Annotated in this window: 10 protein-coding genes; 5 read left to right on the forward strand and 5 right to left on the reverse strand. The window is 59.0% G+C overall.

What is annotated here, in order from left to right; translation table 11 throughout:
* Nucleotides 1-2 precede the first annotated feature (2 nt).
* On the forward strand, nt 3-1406 hold the full coding sequence (locus M9Q49_RS07455) for a neutral/alkaline non-lysosomal ceramidase N-terminal domain-containing protein (protein ID WP_254508087.1): 1404 nt from the start codon (nt 3-5) through the stop codon (nt 1404-1406).
* 12 nt (nt 1407-1418) lie between these two features.
* Here M9Q49_RS07455 and M9Q49_RS07460 read toward each other — a convergent pair whose 3' ends face one another.
* The 3 genes from M9Q49_RS07460 to M9Q49_RS07470 all read right to left on the reverse strand — a co-directional run bounded on the left by M9Q49_RS07460 (nt 1419) and on the right by M9Q49_RS07470 (nt 3545).
* Nucleotides 1419-1691, reverse strand: coding sequence for a hypothetical protein (locus M9Q49_RS07460; RefSeq protein WP_254508088.1), 273 nt, complete (start codon nt 1689-1691; stop codon nt 1419-1421).
* A gap of 4 nt (nt 1692-1695) precedes the next feature.
* The gene (locus M9Q49_RS07465) at nt 1696-3051 is read right to left on the reverse strand and encodes a hypothetical protein (protein WP_254508089.1); all 1356 of its coding nucleotides are present in this window, start codon (nt 3049-3051) and stop codon (nt 1696-1698) included.
* A 104-nt stretch (nt 3052-3155) separates the two neighbouring features.
* Nucleotides 3156-3545 carry a hypothetical protein gene (locus M9Q49_RS07470; RefSeq protein WP_254508090.1) on the reverse strand — a complete coding sequence of 130 codons (390 nt, stop codon included), beginning with the start codon at nt 3543-3545 and terminating at the stop codon, nt 3156-3158.
* Between the two features lie 288 nt (nt 3546-3833).
* On the opposite strand from M9Q49_RS07470, the gene M9Q49_RS07475 reads away from it, so the two are divergent.
* From M9Q49_RS07475 to M9Q49_RS07485, 3 genes are all read left to right on the forward strand, one after another.
* Nucleotides 3834-4700: a hypothetical protein gene (locus M9Q49_RS07475; protein WP_254508091.1), complete on the forward strand. Its 867-nt coding sequence runs from the start codon at nt 3834-3836 to the stop codon at nt 4698-4700.
* 447 nt (nt 4701-5147) lie between these two features.
* Entirely contained in the window at nt 5148-10931 is a 5784-nt protein-coding gene (locus M9Q49_RS07480) for a HAMP domain-containing protein (protein WP_254508092.1), read from the forward strand.
* Nucleotides 10932-10951: 20 nt separating this feature from the next.
* On the forward strand, nt 10952-13177 hold the full coding sequence (locus tag M9Q49_RS07485; protein ID WP_254508093.1) for a response regulator: 2226 nt from the start codon (nt 10952-10954) through the stop codon (nt 13175-13177).
* Here M9Q49_RS07485 and M9Q49_RS07490 read toward each other — a convergent pair.
* A complete protein-coding gene (locus M9Q49_RS07490; RefSeq protein WP_254508094.1) occupies nt 13163-14890 on the reverse strand; it encodes a hypothetical protein in 1728 nt (575 codons plus the stop codon). The two genes, M9Q49_RS07485 and M9Q49_RS07490, sit on opposite strands and share 15 nt — an antisense overlap.
* A gap of 172 nt (nt 14891-15062) precedes the next feature.
* Between M9Q49_RS07490 and ispG the strand changes: the two genes are divergently transcribed.
* Nucleotides 15063-16202 carry a (E)-4-hydroxy-3-methylbut-2-enyl-diphosphate synthase gene (ispG, locus tag M9Q49_RS07495; RefSeq protein WP_254508095.1) on the forward strand — a complete coding sequence of 380 codons (1140 nt, stop codon included), beginning with the start codon at nt 15063-15065 and terminating at the stop codon, nt 16200-16202.
* Between the two features lie 17 nt (nt 16203-16219).
* On the opposite strand, the gene M9Q49_RS07500 is transcribed toward ispG, so the two are convergent.
* The gene (locus tag M9Q49_RS07500; RefSeq protein WP_254508096.1) at nt 16220-17530 is read right to left on the reverse strand and encodes a S1C family serine protease; all 1311 of its coding nucleotides are present in this window, start codon (nt 17528-17530) and stop codon (nt 16220-16222) included.
* Nucleotides 17531-17639: the final 109 nt, after the last annotated feature.

The following is a 17639-nucleotide window of genomic DNA, read 5'->3' on the forward strand; positions in this document are numbered from 1 at the left end:
TTATGCCTGCAGACCTGCAGCGTCGTGCATTCCTTCAACAGTCGATTGTTGTGGGCGCCGTGAGCGCAACGCTCACTTCAAAGCTAAGCGGGCAAAACGCCACGAAAGAAGCCGCTTGGAAAGCCGGTGTCGCCAAAGCCGTCATTACGCCTGAGAAAAGTGTCTGGCTCGCAGGCTACGGTACGAAGCGCGCGCCGACGGGAAAGATTCACGATCTGTGGATGAAGGCCCTCGCGCTCGAAGATACAAGCGGTAAGCGCGTTGTGCTCATCACCAGCGATTTTCAAGGCGTGCCGAAGAGTATGAGCGATCGGGTGTTCGAGCAGTTGAAGAAGGACTTCAGCCTCGAACGCACGCAGGTCATGTTCACCTTCTCTCACAACCACTGCGGTCCGCGATTGGGCGATGACCTGATTGATTACTATCCGATCGAAGCCGAACAAGTCGAACTAGTCGAGGAATACACGACGGCAATGGTGCAGAAGACGGTTGCACTCGTCGGCGACGCGCTGAAGAAACTAACGCCGGCGAGTCTGCAAATCGGCGAAGGAAAAGCAACGTTCGCGGTCAATCGCCGCAATAACAAGGAAGCCGAAGTCGCCGCGCTGCTTGCTAAAGGGTTGCCGCTTGTGGGACCAGTCGATCACAGCGTGCCGGTGATGACCGTGACCCGCATGAACGGTGAGATTGCCGCAATCTTGTTTGGTTATGCCTGCCATCCAACCACACTCAACTTTTTGCAATGGTGCGGCGACTACCCGGGCTTCGCTCAGCTCGAAATCGAAGCCAAGCATCCCAGCACGCAAGCCATGTTCGTCAACACCTGCGGCGGCGATCAAAATCCATTGCCGCGGCGGAGTGTGGAACTCTGCCAGAAGTACGGCCATGAACTGGCGATCGGAGTAGAAGAAGCAATCAGCAAGCCGCTCACGCCGGTCGCGTCTGGATTGAAGACTGCATTCGAGATGCTCGAATTGCCGTATCTGAAAACAGTAACGCGCGACGACCTGCATCCACTTCTGCAGGATGCAAGTGCTGTGCGAGCCCGCTGGGCTGCGCGGATGCTGCAAAAGCTCGATGCCGGCGAGAAGTTTACGGCGTCTTATCCTTACCCGCTCCACGCCTGGCAGTTTGGCAAAGAATGGTTGATCGTCGGGCAAGGCGCCGAGACGGTTGTCGACTATGCGCTGCGATTTAAAAAAGAGTTCGGCGCGGGAACGTGGGTCTGCGGCTATGCCGACGACATGATTTCGTACATCCCTTCGCGTCGCGTCTGGGAGGAAGGGGGCTACGAAGGAGGCGCCAATCTTTTTGAGTATGGTCGTCCTGCGTTTCGTTGGGCAGGCGATGTCGAAGATCGCATCGTGGCTGCGGTGCGAAAGCTCGTGAAGGAAGTTCGCGGCTGAGTTTCGAACGCGTCAGCCATCCGCATACCAAATGCGCACCACCTGATGCCATTGGCTGGGCGAATCGCCGCTCGTGCCGAGCGAAGTATCGCTCGAACCTTCTTCGAAGCGGCTCCAGATGTTGGGGAGCAACAACGTCTCGATGTTGAGGACGTGGATGCCGTTTTCCTTGACCCAGTCGTTGGCAGCATCGACGGCGACTTGCAGGGCTTCGTACGTGGCGACCTTGAGGAAGCCTCCGGGCGTAAGCATCTGCGGCGTAAAATCCTGATAGCGAATGACCATGCCGCTATTGTAACCGGAGCGGCGGCGAGGTGAGATCGAAACCGGCCGCCCGACGACGAGCTTGCACCACCCCCGGCCGGCGAACCTCAACCGTCTCGCCAGGCCGCAGTTCGAGACCCGCGATCACAACTCGCTCGCGATCGACGCGGACTTCATACGGTTGACCGGTGAGGGGGCAGCTTGGCGGCGTGCCGAGGGGCAATTCGCAAACGGTGGTGAGCACGATCAGCCAGGCTTCGCAGCGCGTGCGGTCCTCGGCCAGGCGGCGATGAACTTCGCCGACCTTCGTCAGCAGCAGCGAACCGGCGACGAGTGGATACTCTCCCGATTCGGACCGCGATTGCAGTTCGAGTCGCAGCTGTTCGACCAGGTTCTGCCGTTGAAAGTAAGGTACTCGAGCGGCAGCAATTTGCTGTTCAATCGCCCTCAAGTAAAAGAGCTCATCTGATTCGATGTTTTTCAAAACAGCCGTGGCCGTGGTCGCCGCGATTCCCTTTTTTTGCAACTCAGCCAGCTGCGCGCCGGTCAGCAAAGCATTGAATTGGCCGGCGCGCGCGAGTTCATACGAAAGTAGACCATGCGCTCGCTCGGCAATCCAAACGCGCTCGTCGCTGGGCCAGTCGGTGAGGTTGTTCCTGATGAGTTGTTGCAGCCGTTGCAAAGTCTCGGGTGTCGCAAGCGGATGGTTCGCGATGGCGTGAATTGCTTGCAGTCCATCGGCCCGCAGATCGACCGCGGCCAGGCGCGCGTTGAGATCTTGCTCGCGAGCAAGTTGCCGGCTCAGGTGCAGAATCTTTTCCACCGGAGCAAGGGCAGCATCGGGCTGTTGCTCGGCAAGCATGTCAGCCGTGGCAAACGCTTCAATCCGGCAACCGGTCTGAATGGCATCGAGCCACTCGTCATCGGCGACGAGCGCGTCGGACATTTCTAATTGCGGTCGCGGACTCGTTTCACGCATGGCGCGATCGAAGCGTTGCCGCGCAGCTGCTTGCTGCTGGAGAAGTTCGCGGGCCTTTTGCAGCGCGCCCGGTTCGAGCGATAGAGAAACGGCGGGCCAGAGGGAATTCACTTCACGTTGAATTGCCGGTCGCGAGAACGACGGATAGGCCGTGACGAACGGTGCGTAGTGATTGCCGTCAGTCGCGTTGTCGATTTGCTGCGGCGTTTGCCGGGCGGCTTCGATCTTTTGGAGTTCGGCTACGAGTTGCGGATGACTCGAACTACGCAATCCAGGGAGCGACACCAGCCGGCGAGCTTCTTGCGATAGGGCATCACCGGGCGCAGGCGTGCGCGAACAACCGCTCATTGCGGCGATAACGCAACAGGCAATGCTCAGGAGATTGATGCGCCAGCGTTCCATCGCGGCCCGGATTCAGGAGATTATCGGCGAGTGCTAGCGGAGTATCCCTAGCATTTGACGACTATTACCAAAGTCGGGCGGCCCGCTCAATGTCAGCAGAGAGCTTACTTTGTATCGTTCGTCGACTTGATCACGGCCTTCGTCAGCAGCAGGTAGTTTGCGCCGCGGAATTCCGTCAGCGTGCCGCTGATGGTCCATTCTTGGCGAGCCCGGCTTTCGGTGAGAACCTGCGCGACCCGCTCGAGGGCCAGGTTTTCGAGCAGACGGTACGATTCACGACCGCCACCCGGAAAGAACGTCACGCGATCGCCGGCGATTTCGAACCGTCCGGCAATATCACTTAGGCGCGAACCTTCGCGCTGCCGGTCGCCATTGCCGCGCTCATCGGTGCGGCGGTGAGCCACGGGGCGAGCGATCGGCGCAGGAGCAGGTTCTCCGGCGATGACGGTGGCGGTGATGAACAGAACGGCAGGCAGGAAACGCATCAAATTCATGGCAGGAATTTTTAGCTGGCTGGATGTGTCACGAAGAGCCGCGCACGAAGCGAGCGGAGGTGCTCTTTTCACAGATGCCGAAATCTAGCTCGCGGCCGATTGTGCTGCCGGAAATAAGCCGGCGATGTTGCCTTTTTGCCACATGTGGCGAGCGGGAAACACGGCTCGTGCGGAAAATTCCGCGACAAATTGTCCGCCACCGAGCGCAAACCCCGCTGCCACGTGGGTTTGAAGTGAAACCCGATCCCTGGCCCGGTTTCCGGTCCGCAGGTTGCGATTGCTTCGGGCATGAATCAGCGCATCGTCTTATTTCTCGCCCTCGCCAGCCTTGGCAGCCTGCGTGCGCTGCCTGCTCAAACGCCGATGGCGATTAAGATCGAGCACACTAGCGGCCGTCGGTGGGAAGGGCTGATCGATGCGCGCTCGACGCCAGAGCAACTGATGCTGCGCTTTGAGCGCGGCACGGCGGTTCTCCTGCGGCCGATTCCTTGGAGCGAGATTCGTACTGCGGAAGTCGACGGCAAAGCTGTGACGGTTACGGAACTCGCCAAGAGTTATGAATCGCTTGCGACCAGCGCCACGCCCTTCGCGGAACGAACGAAAATCACGCCTGAAGTGCCAGCTAACGAACAACCGTTGCCACCACCGCCCAACAAAGTTGCTGCGATTGCCTGCGATGCGTTGCTCGCCAACTGGGACGCCGATGTCGAAACCGACGGCTTGGCGATCAATCTTCAACCGCTCGATGCCTGGCAAGAAATCACCGCGGCGGCTGGCACGCTGGAAGTCGAACTTTACACACTGCAGGCCCGCACCTTTCATCACGCACCGAACAGCCGAGGCCGTTCGGTCGAGCCGATCGCTCGCTGGTCGCAAGCTGTGAACTGGAACGATTACCGATCGCGCGGCGCGTACATTCAACTGCCGTTTCAAGCCGCCCATCCGGAATTCGATGGCAGCCTCGGCTTCTATGGACTTGTGCATATCAAATTCAGCGTCCCCGGCAGCGGCGTGTTTGAGCAGACCATCGATGGCGTGCGAATTCGCCCCTGGTCGCCGATCCGCGATTCTTTGCAGCTGAACACGGGGTATCGCTTCTTGCCCCACGAAGGAACAGGCCGCGGCAAGGCATCTTGGTCGGCTGACAATCAGTAGGCCCGTTGTTAGAGAGCTACGGCTCCGACAGTCTGTCGCAAGCACTTCGAGGGGGCGACGCCACGGAATCGGTCGTCCTGCGGCGACTTTTTGGCGTATGTTTTCGATGGCCCTGCATCCGCCTCGCTGCAACTCGCTTGCCATTTGAAACAGATTGGCCTGCAAGTCCGAGTTGAAAGATTCAGGCCCCTGTGCCTAGAATGAGCCTCGCAATCGAAGACCTCGCAGGGACTGCGAGTTACGTCCAATCAACTGGATGCAACTGCGCGCCTGGAGAGTCCGTATGATTTTTGTGATTCCGTCTGTCGCGGCGGCTTTTCAATCTCTGCTGGTATTGAGAAGGCCATTTCTTTTGCAGCCCGATGGGAATCGGCTGCCAGTGTCCTGAGCGAATCCCACTTTTCGCTCACTCGGCCCGATGCACCAAACTATCCAAAGGAATGCCCCATGGTTGCTGCTCTCGAAAACACCGAATCGATCGATCTGCCGGTTCTGCTCAACGCCATGAGTGCTCTGAAACGCGGCGACTTTTCGGTTCGCTTGCCGCATAACTGGACCGGCGCGGCGGGGAAAGTCGCCGATGCGTTCAACGAAGTGATCGAGCTCAACGAGCGGATGGCTCGCGAGCTCGAACGGATGGGCCGCGTCGTTGGTAAGGAAGGAAAGCTGACGCAGCGGGCCTCGCTCGGCGATGTGCGCGGCAGCTGGGCCGATTCAATCGACTCGGTGAACGAGCTGATCAACGACCTCGTGCGGCCGACGCGCGAAACAGCCCGCGTTATCGGCGCCGTGGCCCAGGGTGACTTGTCGCAGCTGATGACGCTCGAGCTCGACGATAGGCCGCTGCAGGGTGAATTCCTCGGCACGGCGAAGACCATTAATAAGATGGTGGATCAGCTCAGCTCATTTGCCTCGGAAGTGACCCGCGTGGCACGCGAAGTGGGTACGGAAGGCGAACTCGGCGGCCAGGCCCAGGTGAAGAATGTGGCCGGTACGTGGAAGGACCTCACCGACTCCGTCAACTCGATGGCCCGCAACTTGACCGGGCAGGTGCGGAACATCGCCGAAGTGACCACGGCTGTGGCCAACGGCGACTTGTCGAAGAAGATTACGGTCGACGTGAAGGGCGAATTCCTCGAACTGAAGAACACCATCAATACGATGGTGGATCAGCTGCGGTCGTTTGCCTCGGAAGTGACGCGCGTGGCTCGCGAAGTGGGTACCGAAGGTCAGCTCGGCGGACAGGCAAAGGTGGAAGGCGTGTCGGGCACATGGAAGGATCTCACCGACTCGGTGAATTCCATGGCGAGTAATCTCACGGGCCAAGTGCGAAACATCGCGAACGTGACGACGGCGGTGGCGAAGGGCGACTTGTCGAAGAAGATCACCGTCGACGTGAAAGGCGAGTTCGGCGAGCTTTCGAACACCATTAATACGATGGTGGATCAGCTTAGCTCGTTTGCTTCCGAAGTGACCCGCGTGGCCCGCGAAGTGGGCACCGAAGGTCAGCTCGGCGGTCAGGCGAAAGTGGAAGGTGTGTCGGGAACGTGGAAGGATCTCACCGACTCGGTGAACTCGATGGCGGGTAACTTGACCGGCCAGGTGCGTAACATCGCCGCCGTGACGACTGCCGTGGCCAACGGCGACTTGTCGAAAAAGATTACAGTCGATGTGAAAGGTGAAATTCTCGAGCTGAAGAACACCATTAATACGATGGTGGATCAGCTCAGCTCGTTTGCGGCGGAAGTAACCCGCGTGGCCCGCGAAGTGGGTACGGAAGGAAAGCTCGGCGGCCAAGCTAAGGTGGAAGGTGTTTCCGGAACTTGGAAGGATCTCACCGACTCGGTGAATTCGATGGCAGGTAACTTGACTGGTCAGGTGCGTAACATCGCCGCGGTGACGACTGCCGTGGCCAACGGCGACTTGTCGAAGAAGATCACGGTCGATGTGAAGGGAGAAATTCTAGAACTGAAGAACACGATCAATACGATGGTGGATCAGCTCAGCTCGTTTGCTTCGGAAGTGACTCGTGTAGCCCGCGAAGTGGGTTCGGAAGGAAAGCTCGGCGGCCAGGCTCAGGTGCGCGGTGTCGCCGGTACTTGGAAGGATCTCACTGACTCCGTGAACGGCATGGCCGGTAACTTGACGGCCCAGGTGCGTAACATCGCCGAAGTGACGACCGCCGTGGCGAATGGCGACTTGTCGAAGAAAATCACAGTCGACGTGAAAGGCGAATTCGCGGAGCTGAAGAGCACGATCAATACGATGGTGGATCAGCTCCGGTCGTTCGCTTCGGAAGTGACCCGCGTGGCCCGCGAAGTGGGTACCGAAGGAAAGCTCGGCGGTCAGGCCCAAGTGGAAGGTGTGTCGGGTACCTGGAAGGATCTCACCGACTCGGTGAATTCCATGGCCGGCAACTTGACCGGCCAGGTGCGTAACATCGCCGCGGTGACGACTGCCGTGGCGAACGGCGACTTGTCGAAGAAGATCACCGTCGATGTGAAGGGCGAAATTCTCGAGCTGAAGAACACCATTAATACGATGGTGGATCAGCTCCGCTCGTTTGCCTCGGAAGTGACCCGCGTGGCCCGCGAAGTGGGTACCGAAGGTCAGCTGGGTGGTCAGGCGCAGGTGGAAGGCGTGTCCGGAACCTGGAAGGATCTCACGGACTCCGTGAATTTCATGGCGAGCAATCTCACCGGCCAGGTGCGCAACATCGCCGCGGTGACGACGGCGGTCGCGACGGGCGACTTATCGAAGAAGATCACGGTCGATGTGAAGGGTGAGTTCCTCGAGCTGAGTAATACGATCAATACGATGGTCGATCAGCTCAGCTCGTTCGCCGCCGAAGTGACCCGCGTCGCTCGCGAAGTGGGTACCGAAGGCAAACTCGGCGGTCAGGCCCAGGTGAAGGGTGTTTCCGGAACCTGGAAGGATCTCACCGACAACGTGAACTCGATGGCTGGTAACTTGACCAGCCAGGTCCGCGGCATCGCGAAGGTGGTGACCGCCGTGGCCAACGGCGACTTGAAACAAAAGCTCACTGTGGAGGCGAAGGGGGAAATCGCCGCTCTCGCCGATACGATTAACTCGATGATCGAAACGCTCGCGACGTTTGCCGAACAAGTCACGACGGTGGCCCGCGAAGTGGGCGTCGACGGCAAGCTAGGCGGCCAGGCCAAGGTGCCGGGTGCGGCGGGTACGTGGAAAGGCCTCACGGAAAACGTGAATCAGCTCGCCGCGAACTTGACGACGCAGGTGCGAGCTATCGCCGAAGTGGCGACCGCGGTGACCAAGGGCGACTTGACCCGTTCGATCACCGTGGTGGCTCAAGGAGAAGTGGCCGCTCTCAAGGACAACATCAACGAGATGATTCGTAACTTGAAGGACACCACGCTCAAGAACAGCGAACAGGACTGGCTGAAGACGAACCTCGCCAAGTTCAGCCGCATGCTCCAAGGGCAACGCGACTTGACGACGGTCGGCCGCATGATTCTCTCCGAACTAGTGCCGGTGGTGGGGGCTCAGCAGGCCGTGTTCTATGTGCATGAAACGATCGACGAGACTGCCAAGCTGACCCTGCTTGCTAACTACGCCGACCGTGGCCAGGACGCCCTCGGCAAACGAATCGGCATTGGCGAAGGCCTCTGCGGTCAGTGCGCCCTCGAAAAACAGAAGATCCACATTACCAATTGCCCGCCGAACTACTTCCACGTTTCGTCCGCCCTCGGTTCAGCTCCGCCGCAAAGCATCATCGTGCTGCCGGTTATTTTCGAAGGGGAGCTTAAGGGCGTTCTCGAACTTGCTTCGTTCGAGAAATTCAATCCGACGCACCAGGCGTTCCTCGATCAGCTGACCGAGTCGATCGGCATCGTGCTCAACACGATTGAAGCGAATATGCGTACGGAAGGGTTGCTCAAGCAATCGCAATCGCTCGCGCAAGAACTTCAAAGCCGGCAAGAAGAACTACAAAACACAAACCAGGAACTGGAAGAAAAGGCCGGTCTCTTGGCGCACCAGAATCAGGAAGTCGAACGCAAAAACCGCGAAGTGGAACAAGCTCGCCAGGCTCTCGAAGAAAAGGCCAAGCAACTGGCCCTCACTTCGAAGTACAAATCCGAGTTCCTTGCGAATATGTCGCACGAACTGCGGACGCCGCTCAACAGCTTGCTGATTTTGTCGGATCAGCTGAGCAAGAACAGCGACCGCAATCTCACGCCGCGGCAGATGGAGTTTGCCAAGACGATTCACTCGTCCGGAAATGATCTGCTGATGCTCATCAACGACATTCTCGATCTTTCGAAGATCGAATCGGGCACGGTCATGGTCGACGTTGGTGAGCTGCGACTGAGCGACCTCAATAGCTATGTCGAGCGGACCTTCCGTCACGTCGCCGAAGCCAAGGAAGTCGAGTTCAGCATCGAGCTCGATCAGCAACTGCCGAAGACGATGCTCACCGACGCGAAGCGGTTGCAGCAGGTTATCAAGAACCTGCTGTCGAATGCGTTCAAGTTCACGCATCAAGGCCGCGTGAAGTTGACCGTCAAACCGATCGCTTCGGGTTGGAACATCGACAACGACGTGCTGAACAACGCAGCGGGTGTGTTGGCCTTCGTCGTCACTGACACGGGTATCGGCATCTCGCCCGACAAGCAGCAGATCATTTTCGAAGCCTTCCAACAGGCCGATGGTTCGACGAGCCGCAAGTACGGTGGCACTGGCCTCGGTCTCGCCATCAGCCGCGAACTTTCGCGGCTCCTCGGCGGTGAAATTCGTCTTACTAGTGTGCCAGGCAAGGGAAGTACGTTTACGTTACTTCTGCCGCAAACGTATGTGTCGCCGAAGATTTCGCGCAAGGCCAACGTCGATCGCACGGAATTTCCGTCGTCGACAACCCCGGCCAATCTGGTTCCGCCGCACCGCGAAATTCAGGAAGAAGTCCTCGAGCCGGAGGTCGGTCAACTCGTCAACGAAGTGGGTGACGATCGAGCCAACATTCAACCCGACGACGCCGTGATTTTGATCGTCGAGAACGATTTGAACTTTGCGCGGTTGCTGCTGCAATCGGCGCATGACCGCGGCTTCAAAGGCCTAGTCACTTCGCTCGGAGCTGCAGCGCTGACGATGGCCCGTGAATACCGGCCGAGCGCGATGACGCTCGATATCTGTCTTCCCGATATTGACGGCTGGCGCGTGCTGGAGCGTCTGAAGAATGACAGCAATATCCGTCACACGCCCGTTTGGATCGTCTCGACCGAAGAGATGCGCGAACGAGCCCTCAGCTCCGGCGCCGTCGATTTCCTCACGAAGCCGATTCGTACGCAGGCCGATCTGGATCACTTCATGGATTCGGCTGGCGACTTTGTTCGACAGACGCAAAAGAATGTCATTCTCGTCGAAGCCATTTCGGATTCGAATGACACGACAAGGCTGCTGCTCGAACAAGAAGACCTGCGTGTGCAGCAAGTGACGAGCAACCGCCAGGCCCTTGAATTGCTTACCGTTGGCAAGTGCGACTGCTTGATCTTGAGCGGCAGTGTGGCTGATTTGCCGCTCAGCGAAGTCGCCGCGCAGCTCGCTCGCGATCCGCGCTGGGCGCGGTTGCCGGTCATCTATCGCACCGATGTGGTGCCATCGGCAGAGAATCAGGTGGCACTCAAATCGCTGGCTCGTTGTCGGGTGGTTCGTTCTGCTTATTCAACCGATCTGTTGCTCGATCAGGTGGCCGCTGCCGTGCATTATCCGCTCGCGAAGCTCGCGCCCGATAAGCGGGAGATCTTGCGCAACCTTCACGATTCAGACGGAGTGCTGGAAGGACGAAAAGTGCTGATCGTCGATGATGACATTCGCAATATCTTCGCGCTGTCGAGCGTGCTCGAATGGCGGAATATGTTAATCTACTCTGCAGAGACTGGCAGCGACGCCATTCAAGTCTTGCAGAACCATCCCGATATCGATGTCGTGCTGATGGACATCATGATGCCGGAGATGGATGGTTACGAGACGATGCGGGCGATTCGCCAGATCGCACATTTCAAAAATCTGCCCATCATTGCCGTAACGGCGAAAGCGATGAAGGGGGATCGCGAAAAGTGCATCGATGCGGGGGCTTGGGATTATCTCGCCAAGCCAGTTGATTCGGATCAGATGTTGGCTGTGCTGCGAGCCTGGTTGCGCCGGCGGGAACCGGTGAGCCCGGCTATTGAAATGCAAACGGCCACGAGTTACTAAACGACCTGAGGAGAACTTGGATGATGGCTCCTTCGCCGGCGGACCCAGGCCCACTGAAGCCTGGCCCGCTCAAACCTGCTGCGCGTCCTGCCGACGTCGCTCCAGAGAGAGCCGCCGGCGACAAGGTCAACGTGCTGATCGTCGATGATCAGCCCGACAAGCTCCTCGCGCTCGAAGCGGCCCTCTCCAGTCTGGGTGAGAATATCGTGATCGCTCGCTCGGGTCGCGACGCCCTAAGGCGACTCCTGGAGCGCGATTACGCGGTCATTCTGCTCGACGTCAACATGCCCGAAATCGACGGTTTTGAAACGGCAGCGATGATTCGTCAGCATCGCCGCTGCACGCACACGCCGATCATTTTCGTCACGGCGTTTGGCGACGACATGCACACCGCGCAGGGTTATTCGCTTGGCGCGGTCGATTACATTCTGTCGCCGATCGTGCCCGATATCTTGCGCACAAAAGTCCGGGTTTTCGTCGAGCTTTTCCGCAAGACGCAGGAAGTCGAACGGCACGCCGAAGAACGAGTGAATCTCGCACGCGAGCAGGCAGCTCGTGCCGCCGCAGAAGAGACCAACCGGCAGCTGATTTTTCTCTCCGAAGCCACCGCGGCGATGACGCGGCATCTGAACATTGATGCCATCATCGCCGAAATCAATCGCGCTGCCGTGCCGTTTCTCGCAAACTTTTGCGCGATCGCTCTATTGGATGAACAAGGTGAAATCGGCAAGTGCGACGCGGCCTGGCAAAGTCGCCTGGGGCGAACTACGTCGTGCCGCGATAATCTGTGGGAGCACTTCCCCGAGCGACTCCGCACTGCCGTGACCGAAGTAGTCGATCAACGGACAGTCCATTTCGGTTTGGGTTCGGTCGCCACTTCGGGAATGAACTCCTGTCTGCCGGGGCGTCCCGAAGATGATCCGCTGGAACCTGAATTGCGCATCTCGGCAATTCTGCCACTCATTGCCCGCGGTCACACCATCGGCGCCCTGGTGCTGGGGCGGCAAGGTGCCGGCAGCGGCGTGAACGAAGGTCAGTTGAGACTGGCCGAAGATTTTGCGGGCCGGGCCAGCATCGCCATCGATAACGCTCGGTTGTATGAAAACGTTCGCGAGCACGATCGTCGCAAGGATCAGTTCCTGGCGATGCTCGGCCATGAGTTGCGCAATCCCTTGGCGCCGATTCGCAATGCGGTGGAAATTCTGCGCCGCGAGCATGAGTTGCCAGCGGCGGCGGCCCAGGGTGCGCAAGCGCGAGACATGATTGACCGGCAGGTCGCCCACATGACGCGGCTGATTGATGATCTGCTCGACGTCTCGCGCATTGCGAACGGCAAAATCCGTCTCCGCCAGGAGCGTTGCGACCTGACCGCGATTGTACTGTCGACAGTCGAAGATTTTCGGCCGGTGATCGAGCAGAATGGCTTGGAACTGGTCGTGGAACTCCCCGCGCAATCGCTATGGACCTCGGGTGATCCGACGCGGCTCAGTCAGATCCTGGGGAACCTGATCAACAACGCGCACAAATTCACCGACGAGCCCGGTCATATTCTCATCAGCCTGCGGGCCGATCGTGACAACCGCTCGGCGATCTTGACGATTCGCGATTCGGGCATCGGCATGGATCGCGAAACTCTCCGCTCGATCTTCGACGCATTTTCGCAAGCCGATCGCTCGCTCGATCGGAGTCGCGGCGGCTTGGGCCTCGGTCTCGCACTTGTCAAAGGTTTGGTCGAGTTGCATGGCGGCACGGTGTGCGTCAGCAGCGAAGGCCTTGGTCATGGAACGGAGTTTCGCGTGCAATTGTTTCTCGATAAAACGGCCGAGCCGCCGACGTCCAAACCGAAAGTCGCCGCGCCGACAGGCAAGTCCTGCCGCATTCTGGTCATCGAAGACAACATCGACGGCGCCGAGAGCATGCGGATGCTCCTCAAGCATCTGGGCCACGATGTGCGGATCGCTCACACGGGGCCGGCAGGCGTGACCGCGGCCACCGACTGGTTGCCGGAAGTTGTTCTCTGCGACATCGGCCTGCCGGGCGGCATGGATGGCTATGGTGTCGCTCGCTCGTTGCGAGAAAACAGCAATCTCGATGGTCTGCTGCTGATCGCGCTCACCGGTTACGGCCGCGACGAAGATCAACTCAAAGCCAAGGAAGCCGGCTTTGATTTTCACATGACCAAGCCGGTCGATTTCACCGTGCTGCAGCAGGCGGTGGCGTCTTATGCCGCGTTATGTAAGCAGTGATGATTTGCCGCCGCTGCGAAAACGCGAGACGACGAAGATTGCCCCAAACACGACCATCACCAGCAGCGCGATCTGCGAGTATTGCCCCGCATGGCGGTTTTCGTGCGTGCGGGTGACATCCCAGTTGAGCTGGAACATTTCATCGGTCGTTTGCGGCCCATGACGAACCGTCGCCGACGGATCGGGATTGTTCGGGTTGTCTTTCGTGTTGTCATAGACGGCCGTTGCTCGAATGAGCGTGCCGCGGGGGAACGATTTCGGCTCGGCAAAAATGTAGCGATGCTGCCAGTTGAAGTCGTAGTGCGGGATGTTCAGTAGCGTCTCGCTGTTGGCTGTGATCCGCATGCTGCGGCCGCGTACGTGCATGTGCGGCACGAGCGAAAGGAGCGTCAGGTCCTCTTCCAGTCGCCATTCATTGAGCACGGTGGTGACTTGGTGCGGCGGCAGGATGATGTCTTCCTTGATCATTGGTCGCGTTGCGGCTCGCTGCACCACTTGCCGCGCGTCGACCAGTTGCAGACCGATCGTGCTCTGATCGGTTTGCGGCGTGCCGATGGTTTGATAGTGCACCTCCAGCACCAGCTGCCAGCCAGCTGGAATCAGCTTTGCCACGCCGGGCGGCCAGGTCGTGACTGCGTTGCCGGGGCCCATGATCGCAAAGTATTCGTCCTGCATCGCGTCGAAATACATTCGCTCTGGATCGCCGTTCTTCGGTCTCAGCAGCGCGGTGAGATGATGCACAACCGCGGAATTGCCCGGCCGAATTTCTACTGCTTGGACCCAGGTGTCGTGCGCAAAGTCATGCGTTAGCACAAAGTCTTGATACTCGAGTATTCCTTCGGCTGGCACGTCGAATGGTTTCTCCATGCGCAAGACCAAATCGGGACGAATCGACCAACCGCTTTTAAATCTTGGTTCAGCCGGTTCCACCGAACCGCGCGGAGCGCCAGCATCGAGCCAGGCAAAAAGTGTCTTTTTCTCCGCCGCACTCAAGCCGCGAGCATTGCGAAATTTGCCATGCGCCGGATCCGCATGCCAGGGCGGCATGCGGCCGTCGTTCACCACTTCGCGAATCATCTCTCGCCAACCGCTCACATCTTGATAGGTCAGCAGCGACATCGGTCCCACTTCGCCGGGACGATGACAACCGGAGCAATGCCGATGCACGATTGTCGCGACATCGGCGAAAGTCAGTTCACCGGCGGGCGGTTTCGGCAGCGTAATGCGGCAACCCACGGCGGTGGTTTTCGGCAGGCTGATGGGTTCGAAGGCAAGAGTCTCGCGCAGCGCTTCGGCCAGATCGTGACGGTTGGGCTGCGAACGATTCGTGCCGGGCGAGTACTGATCGTCGATCCGCCCCTGATAGGCGACGATGTCATTGATCAAGAAGAAAACTTCTGGCGAACGCGTCGCGCCGAGTTTGCAGAGCAACTCGGAATCGCTGCCGAACGGAAAGTTCAAGTTCTTGCCAAACGTGGCCACTTCGGCTGGCGTATCTTCAGCATTGGCACTCACGCCGCGAAACTGCACTTGCGGATATTGTCGAGCCAGTTCATTTAACCGGCCGGCATACAGCTTCGCCAGCGGACATTCCGTGGCCAGCACGACGATCACTTCGTAGCGAGGCGGCGTGCAGCCGGTGTTCGTTTGATCCCAAGCCGTTGCCGGCTGGTTCACAGCCAGCGAAGCGATCAGAGTCAGAAAAAAAAACATGGCCGCGGCCCTCGAGGAATGACGCAATCCAGCAAAAATACGTCACTCCCGCCGTTGCCGGCGTGCGGATTTTGCGGATTGTGCTGTCAGGCCGGCCTGTGACATTGTCAATTTTCCTGCGGTAAGGAAGAATGCAGGCTCAGCGAGGAATTGCCCCTAGTTCGGACGGGAGATGGTGGTGGAAATTAAGCGCAACCCGACACGCCGGGTGAAGATCGGTTCGATTACGCTCGGCAGCGATCAGCCGATTGCCGTGCAGAGCATGACCGCGACGCACACGCAGGACATTGATGCGACTGTCGAACTCGTGAACGACCTGCAGCAGGCCGGGGCCGACGTAGTACGGATCGCCGTCGATAGCAAGAAGGACGCCGAAGCTCTCGCCGAGATCCGCCGCCAGACGACGGCAAACCTCAGCGTCGATCTGCAGGAGAACTATCGCCTGGCCGAACTCGTGGCGCCGCACGTCGACAAGGTTCGCTACAACCCGGGTCATCTTTATCACCACGAACCAACCAGGCCGTGGCAGGACAAGGTGCGTTATCTCGCGCAGGTCGCCGTTGATAACGACTGCGCGATGCGCGTGGGCGTGAATTGCGGCAGCGTCGATCCAGCGAAGAAAGAAAAGTACGACCCGGCCGATTCGATCACGCCGATGCTCGAAAGTGCTTGGGAACACTGCGACCTGCTCGATGGCGTGGGCTTCACGCGGTATTGCGTTTCGCTCAAGGACAGCGACCCGCGCAAGGTGGTCGAGGTCAACAAACGCTTTGCCGAAAAACGGCCTGACGTGCCGCTGCATCTCGGTGTGACCGAAGCTGGCCTGCCACCGGATGGCGTGATCAAAACACGGATCGCCTTCGAGCAGCTGATCGGCCGCGGTATTGGCGACACGATTCGGGTGTCGCTCACTGTGCCGAACAATCGCAAAAAGGAAGAGATCGAAGCCGGGCGAAAGATTCTGGCCGATGTCGCCGCGGGGCGTGTTCGCAGCGTCGTCGACTACGGCTTGAAGACGCTGAATATCATTGCCTGCCCCAGTTGCTCGCGCGTTGAGAACGAAGCGTTCATCGATCTCGCGCAGCAAGTGAAAGAAATGTCGCGCTACGCCGAATCGCACGCGATCACGATCGCCGTGATGGGTTGTCGCGTGAATGGTCCTGGCGAAACCGACGACGCCGATCTGGGGCTGTGGTGCGGGCCGAACTTCGTAAATCTGAAGCGCGGCGGCATCGAACTGGGCGCTTTTCCCTACGATCAAATCCTGGGGAAGCTTAAGTTTGAGCTCGATGCGCTGATTGCCCAGCGCTGATCAACAGAGCCAACCGACTACAACTGGCCCGGCCGTTGTCCGACGGCGATTTCCAATTCCATGCGCTGACCGGCGCGCAGCACGGTGGTTTTCACCCGATGGCCGATCGGCGTTTCGGCGACGAATTGGCGTAGCACGGCGGGGTTTTCCACATCGCGCTCGTCCCACTTCAAAACGATGTCACCCTCTTGAATGCCGGCGATCGAAGCCGGTGAACGTTGATCCGGGAGATTGATCACTCGCAGCACTACAGCGCCTTTTGGGGGCACAGCAGCAGTGCTGCTCGCCACGCCGGAGTCGACTTCGGCGAGTTCGACGCCGAGCCAACCGCGGGTAACCAGTCCCTTTTCCTTCAGGCCAGTTATGATCTGCCGCGCGATGTGGCTGGGAATGGCAAAGCTGATTCCCTGATACGAATCGCCGACGATGGCAGTGTTCACGCCGATGACGCGGCCTTGAGTATCGACCAGCGGACCGCCGCTGTTACCGGGATTCACGGCGGCATCGGTCTGCAAAAAATCCTGGTATGGCGAGCGGGACATTCCCGTGCGATGCTTGCCGCTGATGATGCCGCTGGTCACGCTTCGCTGCAAGCCAAACGGGCTGCCGACCGCCCACACAAAGGAACCGACATCGGCCTGCTCACTGTCGCCCCACTCGGCAGGAATCAAACCATCGGCGTCAACTTTGAGCAGGGCTAGATCGGTTTCGCGATCCTGACCGACGAGGCGGGCGAGAACGCGCCGGCCATCGCTCAGCAAAATTTCGATTTCTTCGGCGCCATCAATCACGTGAAAATTCGTCACGATGTGGCCTTGATGATCGACGACAAATCCCGAGCCCTGGCCATCGTGCGGAATCTTCCACTGGCCGAGTGCCCCGCCAGCGGCAGCAACGTTGCTGATCTTGGCTTGGGCCATGATATGGACCACGCTCGGCCCGACTCGCTGCGAAACCAACTGAGATGCCCGCGACAATTGGGCCAGTGGTTCGCCCTGCAGTTCCGCCTTGGCTAGTTCGTGCTCGGCCCGCTGCCGTCCGCGCGACGAGGCGTATTGAATCTGCTCGACCATGTGGGGCACAAGATAAGTCAATGCCAGCAACACGCCGAGAAAAGTAAGCAACCACAGCAATTTCGCCCAAGCCAGGCGAATGCGAACTTCATCGCGGAGTGGTATGCGCTGTTCTGCCGGCGCTGCGGGGCGCGGTGCAACTGGTGGCAGTGGCGTGACTTGCCGCAACCGATCGGCGAGCTGAACGGGCTGCGGCAGCAGAACTGGCGCAGAGGTATCGCCTGAATCGTCGGAGATGTGCAGGACTGGATCCATGCCCCGTCTCACCCGCTGGTGCTGTTAGAAGAAGTAGGCTCATTATAGGCATACTTTCTGGAACAGCCCAGCGATTTTTGTGGACGGATTACGGAACCGCCAGGAAAAG

It is taken from the genome of Anatilimnocola floriformis, assembly GCF_024256385.1.
GTDB lineage: Bacteria > Planctomycetota > Planctomycetia > Pirellulales > Pirellulaceae > Anatilimnocola > Anatilimnocola floriformis.